Consider the following 16,168-nt stretch of genomic DNA (forward strand, 5'->3'; position numbering starts at 1 on the left):
CGATTTTCCAAGGAGACCTACGATGACCACTATTTCGATTCATCCTGCTCGAGAGAGCGCTGTGCAGCAAAGGAGCAAATTTCCTCTCAATCAGTGGTATGTCGCAGCACATTCATCAGAGCTGGCCGACAAGCCGGTTGGGCGTAAGTTACTGGGAGAGGCTGTAGTGCTGTTTCGTATCGGTGACGGCACAGTGGCGGCACTTGAAGATCGTTGCTGCCATCGTGCTTTGCCGTTGTCCGCTGGAACTGTGGAGAGCTGCGGATTGCGCTGCGGCTACCACGGTCTGCTCTACAACCATGAGGGCAAGTGCGTGGAGATCCCCGGCCAGGAGAAAATTCCTACCAAGGCCAAAGTTTCGGCCTATCACGTACAAGAGCGGGACGGACTCATTTGGATCTGGTTTGGTAAGCCAGAGAATCCCGAGCCTATGTGCGACGCACCCTCGTATTCGGTTCACAGCTCGCCAGAGTATGTCTATGGAGGCGACGTTTACCACTACAACGCACCGTACCAGCTCATCCACGACAACCTGTTGGATCTCAGTCACCTTGGTTATGTGCATTTGCACACCATCGGGGGCAATGCCAAGCTGCATATGAATGCAGAAATGAAGGTCGAAAGCGAAGGAGACTTTGTCAGAGTGGTGCGGTATATGCCCGACTCGGTACCGCCTCCGACATACTCCGCAGCTTATCCTTTCAAGGGGAATGTGGACCGTTGGCAGGAGATCGAATTTCGCGTATCCCATCTGCTGATCTGGACAGGTGCTGTCGATCAGGGAACCGACGCTATGGACGATCCACAAAGAGGTGGCTTTCACATGCGCGGCTTTCATGGGGTTACGCCAGAGAGCGAGACGACTTGCCACTACTTCTGGACCATGGCGACCAATCCGGCCAAGGACGTGGAGGAGGTCAAACGCAAGGTGCTGGAACAAACCGAGCTCACTTTTGACGAAGACAAGGTCGTGATTGAAGCGCAATATCAGAACATGATCCGCTTCGGACCCAAGTCCATGATCGATATCCACGTCGATGTGGGAGCGAATCGCGCTCGACGGATTATTGAAAGATTAATGGCTTAACTCCCAATGCGAAAGGCATGAGCTGTTCTGGCTCAATCCTCTCAAGTACACCCTGCATCAACGGTAATCGCCGGTATCTAGCCCGCGCCTTATCGCCACTCAAATCCGCTTCAGAAAACCCAGGTGGACTGCTTTAGCCATGAGCAGGCCAAGGCCAAGCTACGCCTGACGTAGCAACTTATAAAAGGAGACAACCATGAACTCTTCAGTCGTGGGGAAAATGAATGACAAGCCAATGTCTGCATACCAATGGTTTGTCATCGCACTATGCTTTCTCATCAATATGCTTGATGGGTTTGATGTGCTGGTGATGGCTTTCACAGCTGCCTCGGTTGCCAGTCAATGGGCGTTGAGTGGCGTACAGCTGGGCTATTTACTCAGTGCAGGGCTTGTGGGTATGGCCCTGGGTTCCCTGGTTATCGCCCCTTGGGCAGACAGGATAGGTCGACGGCCGCTCATCATGCTGTGTATTGCGATTGCTGGCGTTGGCATGTTGGCATCTGCATATACACAGTCCGCAGTTCAACTGGGAGCGCTGCGACTGTTCACCGGGTTGGGCATCGGAGGCATTCTAGCCAGCAGTTACGTGATCGCTGGCGAGTATGCATCTAGTCGCTGGCGTGGTTTGGCCATCAGTTTGCAAGCCACGGCATATGCCTTGGGGGCCACTATTGGGGGGCTGATTGCAACACAACTGATCCCTAGCCTAGGCTGGCGATCAGTATTCCTGTATGGCGGGGTGGCGACATTGGTGACTTTGCCAGTCATGTTTTTGTGGTTGCCTGAATCGTTGGATTTCCTGATTGCTAAGCGTCCCTCCAATGCGCTTGGGAAGATGAACATCATTCGATTGAAAGTAGGATTGGAGCCTCTGGTGCAAATGCCCGCTTTCAATCAATCGACGGCAACAGCAGGAGCGAACCGTGTTGCCAGCTTGCTTGCACCTGGACTTGCCGCGTCTACCTTGCTGATTTGGGCCGCCTTTTTTATCGTTATGTTCGGCTTTTACTTTGTGATGAGCTGGACCCCGAAGTTGCTGGTGACGGCGGGATTGTCCAACCAGCAAGGTATCACTGGTGGCGTTCTGCTCAATGTGGGAGGCATTGTCGGTACTTCGCTAATTGGTTTCCTGGCAGCAAAGTACCGCCTGTCCCGGGTACTCATGCTCTACCTCATCATTAACGCAGCATTGATGTGCACGTTTGTGAGCCTGCTTGGTAACTTGGGGATGGCATTCGCTGCCGCCTTGGCCATTGGCGTGTTTGTCAATGGATGCGTTGCTGGCCTTTATGCTTTGACACCAAACATCTATACAGCGACACAGCGCGTCACGGGGCTAGGGTGGGCAATCGGTGTGGGGCGTATCGGCGCGATTGTCTCGCCATTGGTCGCGGGCAAGCTCATTGACGCCAGTTGGAGGCCTGACGAGCTCTTTTCGCTCTATGGTCTTGTCTTCTTGGGTGCTGCATTAGCCGTTTATCAACTACAGCGCAGGAGTTCTGCTTCAACTGCGCCTCAGCCATTGGTGATGAATGATGCCCCTGAAACAGCCGATTGATATGAACTTCTGACCGCCTGCTCCTGGCCGTTAGCACTGGTTCGCGGACCTCGCTACCTACGGCGCGGTTGGCTCTGGATCACGCCACAGCGCGACTTTGCGTGCCATTGCCTCTTGCTCGGCAAACTCATACTGTCCGCGCGCCTGGGGAGACTGTTCGTGGCCACAGGCGCGGGACCATCGGGCCATGCCTTGGGTGATCATGGCCAGGCCGGCATCGAGTGTGCGCGGCCCGCTGGATGCCGACGCAGGCGCCACCCAAACAGAGCAGACCTGTCGCTGGAACCGATCTGTCTTGGTGCAGCGCAGTTCGGCCTCCTTAAGAAATATCAGCTCAGCCAATGCCTGTCGGACTCTCTCTCCGAATGGCTGCTTGCGCTCGGGTGCATCGATGCCCTGCAGCCTGACCGTGACCTGCTCATAAGCGCCAGGCTCACCACAGCGCACGGTCAGGGTGCGACCGTCTGAGATGCCGATGACGAGGCAGAGGAGGGTAGCTGCAAGCATGGCTTCAGTCTATTGGGCAAGAAAAAGGCCCGCAACGCGGGCCAATCATCAATCCAGATAGATGCACAAGTTGTTGATTTCAATTGCCTGCAATTGCTCGGCTTTGTTTGATTCTTCAGGCCATCTTCGTGGCTGGAAAGCAAGCAAATCAACAGCTTGTGTGTGTAAAGGTGTCTGCAAATGCCACCGGTTCGTCATCCTGAACCGGGGGTTCAGGTGGGCAAGAGCAACCTATCGTTGGGTTCATCTGACGCGAGACGATCACGCTCAATAGGTGATTTATCAAGCCCATGCTCGTTGAGCATTGGTTCAAGGAAATATAAAAACCGGCAGATTTGCAGACGGTTTTATTCTAACGGGTATTGGCAGTCGCGCGGAGGTCATGACTGCTTTGCTGCTGAGGTTACCCGATCAGAGCAGCCTGGCGTCAGCATCCAGTGCCTGATCGAGCTTGAGCACCAGTTGCTCGGCAAGCTCCTGCTGGCGCTGCAGCTCAGCCTGGGCGGCCTCATTGACCTCGGCGGGGGCGAACTGCTCCTGAGCAAGCGCCTGCATTTCTGCCTGGGCGTTGGCCATAAGGGCTTGCTGGGCATCGCGGTCAAGCACGTCGAAAGCCATGTTGAGGGCTGCCAGCACTGCCACGCGCTCGCGCGAGCGGACCTTGCCGCTGTCGCGGATGCGGTTCATGGCTTCGTCCACGCGGCGAACGGCTTCCTGCACACGTTCTTCTTGACCATCGGGGCAGGTCAGCACATAGCTTTGCTGCATGATTTGCACATCGATCTGCTTCATGGGCGTCAGTGGCGGGTCTGGTGATGGAGGGTGACGACTGTCACTCTCCCTGGTTGGCGGGCAGGCGTTCGATCAAGGCATCGACGCGCGCACGTGCGGCCTGCAGGCGCAGACGCAGCAAATCGCGCTCTTGCGTCAGAGCGATGACCTGATCGGTGAGCAGGGTGTTGGTGCGCTGCAGTTCCTCGTGGCGCACCAGCAGACGCTCTACGCGCTCGGCAATGAGATCAAGAGAGGGCTGGGTGGTCATAGACTCTGCCATTGTAGGTCTTGCAGTCCGTGGGTGAGTATAAATGTGCAGGCAAATTCAGCAGTTTGTGCAGGAGCACAGGCTGCTTGACTGCCGCAATCCTAAAACTGCAATATTTCTCTCAAAATCGTAGCGTGCTGCACAAGTTCTGTGTACCTCAAACGCATATTTAAGGTAAAAAATCGTCACCTGAGCCGCGCTCGGTTACTCCGAATGAAGGATCTGCGCCGCGTAGCGCTCATTACAATGGGCGTCTGTTGGTGCTCGAGGCCGCTTTTCTGTGGTCTCAGTTCAACGGGAAGCAGGGAGGTGCTGGCCAGACACACTGGCACACCGAACCTGCGCTGCCCCCGCAACGGTCGGCGAATGGAGTGCGCAGCACTCCTCCTTTTCCATTCATAGCCACTGGCGCTTGCGTGCTGGGAAGGCTGGCAAAAGGAAGAATCGCCTAGCCCGGATACCGGCCAACATGGGTTGCCTGCATTCTGTGCAGGTATGTTTGCTCAATGTCGGCGGGTTGGCTGGGTTGGGCGCTTTCTTGCAGATTTCTCATGCCTAGAGTTTCCTCGCCAGTGCGCAGCGTGGCGCCATTTTCCCGCACCCGTGTAGCAGTTGCGGCTGTGCTTTTTTTTGCTTCTTTCTCTAGTCTGAGTACCCATGCGCAAACTGCGGGGGGACGTCAGCTGGCTGAGACAGTCGTCACTGGCAGCCGTGCTGAGGCTTCTGTGGACCAGCTGGCGGCAGATGTGACCGTAATTGACACCAAGAAGATTGAGCGTGCGGTTGGCAGCAGCCTGCCAGAGCTACTCCAGCGTGAGGCCGGGCTGCAGATGAGCAGCAATGGTGGCCTTGGGAAGGAGACTAGTGTCTTCACACGTGGCACGGAGAGTCGCCACACTATTTTGCTGGTGGATGGTGTGCGTTATGGTTCTGCGACTAGCGGTGGTCCTTCTTGGAGCAATATTCCGCTGGCTTCCATTGAGCGCATTGAAGTGATCAAGGGCCCCGCTTCATCCTTGTACGGCAGCGATGCGGTGGGCGGGGTGGTGCAGATTTTCACCAAAAAGGGGGTGGGTGATAAGCCTTTCAACCCCTACGCCAGCGTGACGCTTGGAAGCGATCACTTTGCACAGGCTGCTGCAGGTCTGAGTGGTTCGCAGCAAGGCTGGAACTATTCGCTGAATGCCCAGCGTACGACGGAGCATGGCTTCTCTTCTACTAACCCTAAAGTGCCATACGGCAACTTTAATCCGGACCGTGATCCTTTTCGTCAAAGCTCACTCAATGCCTCCTTGGGCTACGAGATCAACCCCAATTGGCGCGTAGATGGCAGCGTGCTCTATTCCGAGGGTGTCAATCATTTCGATGACGGCCCGGGCGTGGATACACGCAGCGCTCTGCGCTCCCAAGTCAGCACGGCATCTGTCACAGGCAGGATCTTGCCGGATTGGAAGTCCAAGTTCACCATTAGTCATTCGCGCGATGAAAGCAATGCCATCGCGTCGGCCCAGTCGTACAACTTGCCTGGTCTGTTTGCAACGACACAGCGCCAGTACCAATGGCAAAACGATATCGCTACGCCTGTGGGTCTGGTGGTGGCGGGTCTGGAGCGTCTTGAGCAAGAGGTCAAGAGCAGCACCAAATACTCGGTGACCGAGCGGACAGTGAACTCCGGTTTTGTGGGTCTGACCGGTGAAAAAGCAGGCCATAGCTGGCAGGCGAATCTGCGCAGAGACGACAACTCCCAGTTCGGCAGCAAGAATACCTGGGGTGTTGGATATGGATTGCAGCTGAGCTCTCAATGGCGGATGCATGCGTCCCACGGAACCAGCTTTGTCGCGCCGACCTTCAATCAGTTGTACTGGCCTGACTATGGCTCGCCGGACCTTAAGCCGGAGCAGGGACGCAACACTGATGTAGGAGTGACTTGGAGCGAGGGCGGTCACTCTGTGAAGCTGGTCCGCTTTGATAATCGTATTCGTGGCTACATCGCGAACACCACCAAGCCAGAGAACATTCCTCGCAGTCGTATCAAAGGTTGGACCTTGGGGTATAGCGGCCAGTTCATGGGCTGGACCCTGCGTGCTGACTACGATCAGCTTGACCCGCGCAACAGCCTGACTGGCACGCTGCTGCCACGTCGTGCGCGCCATGTGACGCGGCTGTCGGCGGACAAGGATTGGGGTGGCTGGACCTTTGGCGCTTTTGCCCAGTCTGTGGGCAAGCGCTATGACGACGTTAAAAGCACACCAGAAAAGCTACTGGGGCAATACACAACCGTGGACTTGTATGCCAGCTACCGTCTGGACAAGGACTGGACGCTGTCTGCCAGGGTATCCAACCTCACGGACAAGGACTACACCACGGCCTATGGCTACAACACGCGCGGCCGTGCAGGTTATCTGACCTTGCAGTGGCAGCCGCGATGAGAGGTGACCAGTGCAATCGAGGTGTTTGCAATGACTGAGATCACGCGCTGCCCGGCGCTGCTGATCAGTGCTCCGGCCTCCGGCCAGGGCAAGACCACCATCACGGCTGCCCTGGCTCGCCTGCATGCGCGCCAGGGACGCAAGGTGCGCGTATTCAAGTGCGGGCCGGATTTTCTGGACCCCTATTGGCACGAGCTGGCCAGCGGTTCGCCCGTGCATTCGGTGGATTTGTGGATGACGGGCGAGGGGGATGTGCGCCAGCGTCTGAATGAGGCGGCCCAGGAGGCCGATCTGATTCTTGTCGAAGGCGTGATGGGCTTGTTCGACGGCAACTTCAGCGCTGGCGATCTGGCGCAACTGCTGGGTCTGCCTGTGCTGGCCGTGGTCGATGCCTCGGCCATGGCGGGCACTTTCGGGGCGCTGGCCTATGGCTTGCAGCATTACCAGGGCGGTCTGCGCTGGGCCGGCATGCTGGCCAACCGCGTGGCCACGGCTCATCATGCCGATCTGCTCAGGCAAGGCCTGCGCGACCAGTCGCTGTGGCTGGGTGCCATGCCCGGTGTGCAACTGGGCGATGCAGCGGTCAAGGCCAAGTCAGCAGCGCTGCTGCCCGAGCGCCACCTGGGCCTGATCGCAGCCCACGAGCTCGGCGATGCCATGGAGCGCCTGGACGCTGCGGCCGACGCCCTGGCCCAGACTCCCCTGGGGCAACGGGCCTGGAGCTCGGACGACGGTCAGCCCAGCTGGCAGGACTGGAACGTGGACTTTGCAGCGCCCGACATGGCCGGCGATCAAGCTCGGCTGGAGCCCTGGCTGGGCGGGCGTCGCATTGCCATCGCGCGCGATGCGGCGTTTTCCTTTATTTATCCCGCCAATCTGGACTGTCTGCGTGCCATGGGGGCCGAGTTGTGCTTTTTCTCGCCGCTGGCTGGCGATGCGCTGCCGCCCTGCGATGCGATCTGGCTGCCCGGCGGCTATCCGGAGCTGCATGCCCGGGCCTTGCATGAGAACCGGCCGTTGCGCGACGGCCTTGCCGAGCATATGGCGCAGGGCAAGCCGGTCTGGGCCGAGTGCGGCGGCATGCTGGCCCTGTGTGATGGAGTAACTGCCCTGGACGGCAGCACCCAGCCCATGTGGGGGCTGCTGCCAGGTCAGGTTGTGATGCAGAGCCGGCTTGGCGGTCTGGGCATGCAGCAGCTGGCGCTCGATATGGGCTTGCTGCGCGGCCATACCTTTCACTACACAAGGCTGGAGACGGCCATGCCGGTGCTCACGCGCAGCTGCCGTCCCGGCGCAGCCGTACAGGCAGACCGTGGCGAGGCACTTTATCAATATGGCAGTGTGCGGGCCAGTTACTTTCATGCCTGGTTTCCGTCCTGCCCGGCAGCGGTGGCGTCGCTTTTTGGCGCAACAATCGAAGACTGAGCCTTTTGTCCATCACCACCATGAGCCCTGCAAGCACCACCTCCTTCGTCATGCCGCGTACTCAGCTGATTCTGGGCGGGCAAAAAAGCGGTAAATCCCGTCGTGCAGAGCTGCTGGCGCGCCAGTGGCTGCAGACGGATGCCGGGAATCAGGCTGCGCTGGTGGCGACCGGCCAGGCCTGGGATGCGGAAATGAGCGAGCGCATTGCGCGCCACCAGCGCGACCGTGCCGAGCGCGTGCCAGGCATGTTGACCATAGAGGAGCCTCGCGAGCTGGCCCAGGTGCTGGCCCGGCACAGCAGCCCGCAGCGCCTGCTGGTGATTGATTGCCTGACCTTGTGGCTGACAAACTGGTTGATGCCGGTGCAGACCGGGAATTCTGAAGACAGCCCATCTCCAGCTCCGGACTGGCAATCACAGCTAGCTCTCTTTCTGAAAGCGCTTGACGAAGCTGCCGGCCCCGTGATTCTGGTCGGCAACGAAATCGGTCTGGGCGTGATTCCCATGGGGCGCGAAGTGCGCGCATTTGTCGATGCGCTGGGCTTGCTCAATCAGCAGGCGGCAGCGCATTGCGAAAGCGTCACGCTGATGTGCGCCGGCTTGCCTCTGGCGTTGAAAGGGCCGCAGGCATGAGGGCCACCGTAAAACAGTTTGCCGCTGCTGCGCTGCTTGTTTGCGGCCTGGCCGGGGCTTTGTCGGTGGCGGCGCAGTCCGTGCAGATCATCGATGCACGTGGCGCGCAGGTGCAATTGGCCAAACCGCCGCAGCGCATCGTCAGCCTGCTGCCCTCGCTGACCGAGAGCCTGTGCGCGCTGGGCGGTTGCGAGCGTCTGGTGGGGGTGGATCGCTATTCCAATTGGCCCGCCCATGTGAAGACCGTGCCCGTGGTGGGGGGCGGGCTGGATCCGAATATCGAGGCTATTGTGGCGCTAAAGCCAGATCTGGTGCTGGTTTCCATGGCATCACGGGCCATTGCGCGAATGGAGGCACTGGGCCTCAAGGTGGTGGCGCTGGAGCCGCGTACCCACGAGGAAGCGCGCACCGTGATGCAGAAAATAGGTCAGCTGCTCGCCTTGCCTCCCACACAGGGCGCAGACCGCGTCTGGGCCGCTATCGAAGCCGACCTGAACAAGGCCGCTGCCAGCGTGCCCGAAGCCATGCGCGGTCAGCGCGTGTACTTTGAAGCCAGTCGCGGCCCGTATGCCGCCGGTGAAAAATCCTTTATCGGCCAGACACTGACGCGGCTGCATCTGCGCAACGTGGTCGACGCCAGGCAAGGGCCGTTTCCGCGCCTGAATCCCGAATATGTGGTCAAGCAGGACCCAGACCTGTTGATGGCCGGTGAGCGCTCCTGGAAAAATGGCATGCCCGAGTATCCGGGCTGGGCGCAAATGCGAGCCGTGAAGCAGGGGGCTATTTGCTCCTTTACGCCCGAGGAATCCGACATTTTGGTGCGCCCAGGCCCCCGCATGGCCGAAGGCGCGCAGCTTATCGCCCGATGCCTGAAGGGACTGGCCGCCAAGCAGGGCAAGAGTCAATGAGCGACAAGCCCTCAGGCAGCACTCATGCGCCCTATATACAGGCAGGTATTGCCGCGCCCTGGCTGCTGATCTGGCTGGCGCTGGCTGCAACTGTGCTGGTCCTGCTGGGCGCGGGAGTTGGCAGCACGGGTTTTGAGAGCGTACTCAATGCTCGCCAAGACCCGCTAGCCTGGCAGATCGTGATGGATATTCGCCTGCCGCGCACGGCGGCGGCCTTGCTGGCCGGAGGCCTGCTGGGGCTGGCCGGAGCGGTGGCGCAGGGCGTGTTTCGCAACCCCCTGGCCGATCCTTATTTGCTGGGCAGTGCCTCGGGCGCATCGCTGGGCGTGGCGCTGGCCATGGGAGCTCTGGGCGTTTCGCCTTTTGCGCTGACCGGGCTGGCGCGCTGGGGCGTGACGGGCGCGGCTTTTGCGGGTGCCGTGCTTGCCGTGGTGCTGACCCTGGTGCTGGCCAAGGGCGTGCAGAACACCATGCGACTGCTGCTGGCCGGCGTGGTGGTGGGCGTGGTGCTGGGGGCCGTGGCGTCGCTGGTGGTGCTGATGAATCCCGATATTTTGCAGGCCATGCAGTCCTTCATGCTGGGCAGCACAGCCTTTGCGGGCTGGCCTGCCTGCAGGCTGATGCTGTGGGTGCTGCTGCCCACGCTGGTGCTGTCATGGAGTCTGAGCCGCGTGCTCGACGGGCTGGCACTCGGCGAGGCCACGGCTCATAGTCTGGGTCTGCCCCTGGCGCCGCTGCGTCTGCTGCTGATCGTGCTGCTGGCGCTTGCCACGGGCACCGCCGTGGCGCAGACCGGTTTGATCGCTTTTGTAGGCCTGGCTGCGCCCCATCTGGTGCGTTCCATGGTGCGCGCGCTGCACCGCTGGCTGCTGGTGCTAAGCAGTCTGATGGGGGCGGTGCTGCTGCTGGCCGCCGACCTGCTGGCGCGATGGTTGATCGCACCGCAGGAGCTTCCCGTGGGGGTGCTGACGGCGGTGCTGGGAGGCAGCTATCTGCTCTGGCTGATGCACAAGCGTGGCGCCATGCCGTCTGGAGAGGGCGCATGAGCAGCAATACCGAGACCGGAATCGCTTTGGTGACCGAGGCTCTGAGCGTACAGCTGGGCGAGCGTGAAGTGCTGCGCCAGATCAGCCTGCGCATTCCCCGGGGTCGCTGGACGGCCATCGTTGGCCCCAATGGCGCGGGTAAATCCACGCTGCTGCGCGCCATGGCCGGCATGCGTGCCGCCAACCAGCGGCAAAGCGGCGCGGTGCTTTTGCAGGGCCGTGAGCTGGGCGACTGGAATGGCCGCGAGCGTGCCAAGGCCCTGGCCTGGCTGGGCCAGAATCAGCCTGTTGCGGCTGATATGGCCGTGTATGACGTGGTCATGCTGGGGCGTTTGCCCCACCAGGGTTGGCTGGCTCCGGCCTCGAACGCCGACCGGCAGGCCGTGGAGCAGGCGCTGCGCCAGACCCATGCCTGGGACTGGCGCCAGCGCAGCATAGGCCAGCTATCGGGAGGTGAACGTCAGCGCGTGCTGCTGGCAAGGGCCCTGGCCGTGCAGGCACGGACTCTGCTGATGGATGAGCCACTGGCCAATCTTGACCCGCCGCACCAGACCGACTGGATGCTGACGGCCCGCAGTCTGGTGCAGCAAGGCGCGACCCTGGTCAGCGTGCTGCACGAGTTGTCCTTCGCCTTGCTGGCTGACGAAATGGTCGTCATGCAGGCCGGCCGTATCACCCACCAGGGCGCTTGCAGCGATCCCGCCACCCATGCCGCGCTGGAGTCCGTGTTTGACCGGCGCATACAGGTGCGCGAACTCGATGGCCTGTGGCTGGCCCTGCCGCGCCTGAGCTGAGCTCGGTCGCAATTCTTGATTTTTTGCCCTTTAGCCCTTGATAGACAAGCGAGAGTAGCTATGAATATTGAAAATCCTCCCACCGAGAAGCCTTACGAAAAGCCCGAGGGCGAGCGCCGCGGCCTGATCATCGTCAACACCGGCAATGGCAAGGGCAAGAGTACGGCCGCCTTTGGTCTGGCCTTTCGCGCCACGGGCCGGGGCAAGGCCGTCAAGGTCTATCAGTTCATGAAGGTGCCTACGGCCCGCTTTGGCGAGCACCGCCTGGCCGAGCAGGTCGGTCTGCCCATCGAAGGGCTTGGCGACGGCTTTAGCTGGAAGAGCAAGGACCTCGATCACTCCGCCCAACTGGCGCGTGACGGCTGGGAAAAGGCCAAGGCCGATATTCTCTCGGGCGAGCTGTTTCTGGTCGTGCTCGACGAGATCACCTATCCGCTGATCTATGGCTGGCTGCCGCTGCAGGAGGTGCTGGACACGCTCAAGGCACGCCCCAAGGATGTGCATGTCTGCCTGACAGGCCGCCGCTGCCCGCAGGAAATCATCGACATCGCCGACACCGTGACCGAGATGACGCTGATCAAACATGCTTTCCAGGCGGGTATTCCCGCTCAAAGAGGTATCGAAGACTGATGGCTTTTGCCATGTCTGTGGCGCGACAATAGTTCCATGACCGAATCCAAGACCAGCTCTTTCGCGACGATTGCCGCAACGCCTTTCACCGAGGCCGAGCGGGCTGCCGTCTACCGCGCCATCTATGAGCGCCGCGACATGCGTCATTTTGCGGGCGGTAAGGTCCCCGACGAGGTCTTGCTGCGCCTGTTGCGCGCCGCGCATCACGCGCCCAGCGTGGGGTTCATGCAGCCCTGGCGCTTTATTCGGGTCAAGAGTGCCGAATTGCGCTTGCAGATCCACGGCCTGATCGAGGAGGAGCGCGTGCGCACTGCCCATGCTCTGGGCGAACGTGAAGAAGACTTCATGAAGCTCAAGGTTCAGGGTGTGCTCGATGCGGCCGAGGTGCTGGTTGTCGCCATGCCGCCGGGACGCGAGGCCCATATCTTCGGCCGCCGCACCCTGCCCGAGATGGATATCGCCAGCAGCGCTTGTGCCATCCAGAACCTCTGGCTGGCAGTGCGTGCCGAAGGTCTGGGCATGGGCTGGGTCTCGATTTTCGATCCGCTGGCGCTGGCAAGGCTGTTGCAGATGCCTGAAGGTGCCCACCCGCTGGGCGTGCTCTGCCTGGGCCCAGTCGATGCCTACTATGCCGAGCCCATGCTGCAGCAGGAAAAATGGGCCTGCCGTGCGCCTCTGGAAGACATGCTGATGGACGATGTCTGGGACGACTCGCGTGTGGTGGCCGCGGCGACCAAGGGCAAGCCGGGCAGCGGGCCGTGCGCCGCGAAGAGCAAAACAGACACATGACGAGTTTTGGCTGGACTGAGCTGATCGGTCTTTCTCTCAGTCCGCTGGCATGGCTCTATCAGACATTTACCGCCAGTGATCTGGCGGCGTCCAACTGGGCTGCCAATGTGCAGGCCGGCTTGCTGGCCTTGCTGGTTGCCTTGCTGCTGGACCGGCTTTGGGGCGAGCCGCCGGTGTGGCTGCACCCCGTGGTGCTGATGGGCAAATTGCTGGGCTGGTCGGGGCAAGCGCTTGCACCGCGTGTTGAAGTGCCGCGCGACTATCTGCGTTTTTGCCTGGCAGCAATTGTCTGGTGTGCGCTGGCAGCTCTGTTTTTCATGGTTTATGGCCTGGCCCAGTTCATGCTGGGTTTTGCGCCCTGGTGGCTCTGGGGTCTGGTGATGGGGGTGTTGTTCAAGCCGCTGTTGTCCTGGCGCATGCTCAAAGATGAGGTGCAGGCCGTGGAGGCCGCACTGCAGCAATCGCTGCCCGCAGGGCGGGAGCGCCTGAGCTGGCTGGTGAGTCGCGACACGACACAGCTGGACGCGGCCACCGTACGCGAAAGCGCCATCGAGACGCTGGCCGAGAACCTCAGCGACTCCGTGATTGCTCCGCTGTTCTGGTTTGCCGTGGCCGGCTTGCCCGGGGCGGCCGTCTATCGTTTTGCCAATACGGCCGATGCCATGTGGGGCTACCCCGGCTGGCGAGGCCAGGGCGAGCGCCGCCGCCACTGGCAATGGGCAGGCAAATGGGCGGCCCGCGCCGACGATGTGCTGAACTGGATTCCGGCGCGCATCACCGCAATGTGGCTGGCGCTGCTGGCCGGCGGCCTGTCCTGGACCGGTTTGAGGCGCGATGCAGCCGTGACACCGTCGCCCAATGGCGGCTGGCCCATGGGCGCCATGGCGCAGGCGATAGGGGTTCAGCTTTCCAAGCCCGGCGTCTATCGACTCAACCCGCAGGGACGGGCACCGCAGGCGGCTGATCTGAAGCTGTCTGTAAAATTGGCATCAAAAGTGATTAAGTTGCATGTGCTGCTTGCATTGATTGCTATGATTTTGATGTTTTTGTGGAGAGGAAGGCTGCTTGCCAATGTTTGATGTGAATGCGGCAGCCATGCATGGCGGTACCGATGCGCTGGGCGTTCCGGCGCATGATTTTTCGACCAATCGCAATGCCTGCGGGCCTTGTCCCATGGCCGTGAAGGCGTTGCAGGCCGCCCATGTAGCGCAATACCCCGATCCGCAATACGGGGCATTGCGCGCGCAGCTGGCGGCTTTTCATGGCGTGGCGGTCGAGCGCATCCTGATCGGCGGCAGCAGCAGCGAGCTGATTCATCGCCTCACGTTGCACGCTGTGCGCAGCGGTGCCAAAAGCGTGCAGTTTCCCCAGCATCACTATGGCGACTATCTGCAGGCTGCGCGGGTGTGGCGGCTGGCGCTGTGCCGCCGCACAGAAGCGGCCGTGGCGCCGGTGCTCAGCTGGGCCTGCGAGCCTTCAAGCCCGCTGGGGGCGATGGAAGACATCTGGCCTGCCTGGCAGCAGCCGCCGGCGCAGAAGGAATGGCGCGTGCTGGATTGCGCCTACCGTCCGCTATGGCTGGAAGGCGAGCCGCCCGAGCGCGATCTCGACACGGTCTGGCAGCTGTGGACGCCGAACAAGGCCCTGGGAATGACGGGTGTGCGCGCTGCCTATGCGATTGCGCCCATGCAGGCCGCAGCGGCAGAGCTGCAGGCGCTGAATGCGCTGGCGGCATCCTGGGTGGTGGGCTCGCATGGCGTGGCCATGCTGCAGGCCTGGGTGACGGACGAGGTGCAGCAGTGGCTGGCCCACAGCCTCATGACCTTGCGCCGCTGGAAGGCGCAGCAGCTGGCGCTGTGCGAGAGGCTGGGCTGGCAGGTCGTTCCCGGTCATCAGGGCAATTACTTTGTCGCAGGTCTGCCGCTGGCAGAGCTGGCCGCGCCTCTTGCCGGCCTGCGTGCCCAGGGCATCAAACTGCGCGACTGCGCAAGCTTTGGCCTGAGCGGCCATGTGCGGCTGGGTGTGCTGCCGCCCGTCTCGCAGGCCGCGCTGGAGCAAGCCTGGAAAAGCATCCAATGACCTTGCCGATCAGACCTGATGGGCGCAAGGCGCTACCATTTCTCATGGACACTGAAACCTTGAAGCTGCGCTCGGTGCTGGTGGAGCGCTATGTCACGCCGCTGCGCGAAGGCGGCTCCATGCCGGCAATTGTCGAGACTGACGATCTGGGCACCTATGTGCTCAAGTTCCGGGGCGCTGGGCAGGGCGTGCGCGCGCTGATGGCCGAGATCATCTCTGGCGGCATGGCACGTGCGCTGGGCCTGCCGGTGCCCGAAATCGTGCTGCTGCACTTGAACGGCGACCTGTCCCGCACCGAATCCGACCCCGAGATTCAGGACCTGATTCGCGCCAGCGACGGGCTGAACGTGGGGCTGGACTATCTGCCGGGCTCCATCAACTTTGACCCGGCGGTGGACGTGGTGGACGACGACTTTGCATCGCGCCTCGTGTGGTTCGACACCCTGGTCAGCAATGTGGACCGCACGGCGCGCAACACCAATATGCTGATGTACCAGAAGCAGCCCTGGCTGATCGATCATGGCGCGAGTCTGACCTTTCACCATGCCTGGAGCGGAGTCGTCGCCGATCCGGCCAAGCCTTTTGCGCCCAGTGCCGAGCATGTGCTGCTGCCGCAGGCCAGCCAGCTGGCGCAGCTGGATGCGCAGCTGGCCGCCAAGCTTGGGCCCGAAGTGCTCAAGAGCATCGTGGACGAGGTGCCCGACTGCTTTCTGGAGCAGGCCGCAGCCGACAAAGAGGGCGATGTGCTCAGGAATGTGCAGGCCCATCGCGCGGCCTATGTGAATTATTTCGTGGCCCGGCTTGCCGAGCGTGGCCGCTGGTTGCAAGGAGTGATCGATGCACGCGCATGAGGTCTACGACTACGCCATCGTGCGGGTAGTGCCGCGCGTGGAGCGTGAGGAATTTGTGAACGCGGGTGTGATCCTCTCCTGCCAGCGCACCGGTCATCTGCAGGCTGCCGTGGCCCTTGACGAACAGCGTCTGCTGGCGCTGGATCCGAATGTGGATCTGGAGGCCGTGCACCGTCACCTGGGTTCCATCGTGGCCATCTGCGAAGGCAGGATCGATGGCGGGCCGATTGCGCAGCTGCCCATGCGTGCACGCTATCACTGGCTCACGGCCAAGCGCAGCAGCATCATCCAGACCTCGCCCTCGCATATGGGCATGTGCACCCATCCCGGCGAGGCGCTGGTCAGAATCCTGCAGCGCGTGGTGCTGCCGATCCCAATCGAGACTTAAGAC

Annotated in this window: 17 protein-coding genes and 1 riboswitch; of the genes, 14 read left to right on the top strand and 3 right to left on the bottom strand. The window is 61.2% G+C overall.

The features are described from left to right. The first annotated feature begins 22 nt into the window (after positions 1-22). A complete protein-coding gene (locus tag EIC84_RS01870; RefSeq protein ID WP_003063062.1) occupies positions 23-1,087 on the top strand; it encodes an aromatic ring-hydroxylating dioxygenase subunit alpha in 1,065 nt (354 codons plus the stop codon). 196 nt (positions 1,088-1,283) lie between these two features. Next, positions 1,284-2,645, top strand: a complete 1,362-nt coding sequence (locus tag EIC84_RS01875) for an MFS transporter (RefSeq protein ID WP_003063059.1) — start codon at positions 1,284-1,286, stop codon at positions 2,643-2,645. Positions 2,646-2,702: 57 nt separating this feature from the next. Here EIC84_RS01875 and EIC84_RS01880 read toward each other — a convergent pair whose 3' ends face one another. The 3 genes from EIC84_RS01880 to EIC84_RS01890 form a co-directional block, all read right to left on the bottom strand. Next, on the bottom strand, positions 2,703-3,152 hold the full coding sequence (locus tag EIC84_RS01880) for a thermonuclease family protein (protein WP_003063057.1): 450 nt from the start codon (positions 3,150-3,152) through the stop codon (positions 2,703-2,705). Between the two features lie 411 nt (positions 3,153-3,563). Continuing rightward, entirely contained in the window at positions 3,564-3,944 is a 381-nt protein-coding gene (locus EIC84_RS01885) for a cell division protein ZapA (protein ID WP_003063055.1), read from the bottom strand. A gap of 40 nt (positions 3,945-3,984) precedes the next feature. Continuing rightward, on the bottom strand, positions 3,985-4,194 hold the full coding sequence (locus EIC84_RS01890) for a hypothetical protein (protein WP_003063053.1): 210 nt from the start codon (positions 4,192-4,194) through the stop codon (positions 3,985-3,987). Between the two features lie 241 nt (positions 4,195-4,435). Next, a riboswitch (cobalamin riboswitch) is annotated at positions 4,436-4,678 on the top strand. A gap of 241 nt (positions 4,679-4,919) precedes the next feature. On the opposite strand from EIC84_RS01890, the gene EIC84_RS01895 reads away from it, so the two are divergent. From EIC84_RS01895 to EIC84_RS01950, 12 genes are all read left to right on the top strand, one after another. Continuing rightward, positions 4,920-6,623: a TonB-dependent receptor domain-containing protein gene (locus EIC84_RS01895; RefSeq protein WP_003063050.1), complete on the top strand. Its 1,704-nt coding sequence runs from the start codon at positions 4,920-4,922 to the stop codon at positions 6,621-6,623. 30 nt (positions 6,624-6,653) lie between these two features. Further along, on the top strand, positions 6,654-8,048 hold the full coding sequence (locus EIC84_RS01900) for a cobyrinate a,c-diamide synthase (protein ID WP_034361615.1): 1,395 nt from the start codon (positions 6,654-6,656) through the stop codon (positions 8,046-8,048). Between the two features lie 50 nt (positions 8,049-8,098). Then, entirely contained in the window at positions 8,099-8,680 is a 582-nt protein-coding gene (locus EIC84_RS01905) for a bifunctional adenosylcobinamide kinase/adenosylcobinamide-phosphate guanylyltransferase (RefSeq protein ID WP_034361613.1), read from the top strand. Beyond that, on the top strand, positions 8,677-9,588 hold the full coding sequence (locus EIC84_RS01910) for an ABC transporter substrate-binding protein (protein WP_003063046.1): 912 nt from the start codon (positions 8,677-8,679) through the stop codon (positions 9,586-9,588). The genes EIC84_RS01905 and EIC84_RS01910 overlap by 4 nt, the downstream gene beginning before the upstream one ends. Next, positions 9,585-10,634 carry an iron ABC transporter permease gene (locus EIC84_RS01915; RefSeq protein ID WP_003063044.1) on the top strand — a complete coding sequence of 350 codons (1,050 nt, stop codon included), beginning with the start codon at positions 9,585-9,587 and terminating at the stop codon, positions 10,632-10,634. The genes EIC84_RS01910 and EIC84_RS01915 overlap by 4 nt, the downstream gene beginning before the upstream one ends. After that, complete coding sequence (locus tag EIC84_RS01920; RefSeq protein WP_003063042.1) at positions 10,631-11,428, top strand: ABC transporter ATP-binding protein; 798 nt, start codon at positions 10,631-10,633, stop codon at positions 11,426-11,428. Before EIC84_RS01915 ends, EIC84_RS01920 begins: the two co-directional genes overlap by 4 nt. A 60-nt stretch (positions 11,429-11,488) precedes the next feature. Then, positions 11,489-12,058: a cob(I)yrinic acid a,c-diamide adenosyltransferase gene (cobO, locus tag EIC84_RS01925; RefSeq protein ID WP_003063040.1), complete on the top strand. Its 570-nt coding sequence runs from the start codon at positions 11,489-11,491 to the stop codon at positions 12,056-12,058. A gap of 36 nt (positions 12,059-12,094) precedes the next feature. Beyond that, positions 12,095-12,847 (top strand): 5,6-dimethylbenzimidazole synthase, encoded by a 753-nt coding sequence (gene bluB, locus EIC84_RS01930; protein WP_003063039.1) that lies wholly within the window; start codon positions 12,095-12,097, stop codon positions 12,845-12,847. Next, positions 12,844-13,926: an adenosylcobinamide-phosphate synthase CbiB gene (cbiB, locus tag EIC84_RS01935; RefSeq protein ID WP_003063036.1), complete on the top strand. Its 1,083-nt coding sequence runs from the start codon at positions 12,844-12,846 to the stop codon at positions 13,924-13,926. The genes bluB and cbiB overlap by 4 nt, the downstream gene beginning before the upstream one ends. Then, complete coding sequence (locus EIC84_RS01940) at positions 13,919-14,926, top strand: aminotransferase class I/II-fold pyridoxal phosphate-dependent enzyme (protein WP_003063034.1); 1,008 nt, start codon at positions 13,919-13,921, stop codon at positions 14,924-14,926. Before cbiB ends, EIC84_RS01940 begins: the two co-directional genes overlap by 8 nt. A gap of 65 nt (positions 14,927-14,991) precedes the next feature. Then, positions 14,992-15,777 carry a HipA family kinase gene (locus EIC84_RS01945; protein ID WP_034361611.1) on the top strand — a complete coding sequence of 262 codons (786 nt, stop codon included), beginning with the start codon at positions 14,992-14,994 and terminating at the stop codon, positions 15,775-15,777. Then, a complete protein-coding gene (locus EIC84_RS01950) occupies positions 15,764-16,165 on the top strand; it encodes a DUF3037 domain-containing protein (RefSeq protein ID WP_003063030.1) in 402 nt (133 codons plus the stop codon). The genes EIC84_RS01945 and EIC84_RS01950 overlap by 14 nt, the downstream gene beginning before the upstream one ends. Positions 16,166-16,168 lie beyond the last annotated feature (3 nt).

Source organism: Comamonas sp. A23 (assembly GCF_004522605.1).
In the GTDB taxonomy this organism is placed as follows: domain Bacteria; phylum Pseudomonadota; class Gammaproteobacteria; order Burkholderiales; family Burkholderiaceae_C; genus Comamonas; species Comamonas thiooxydans.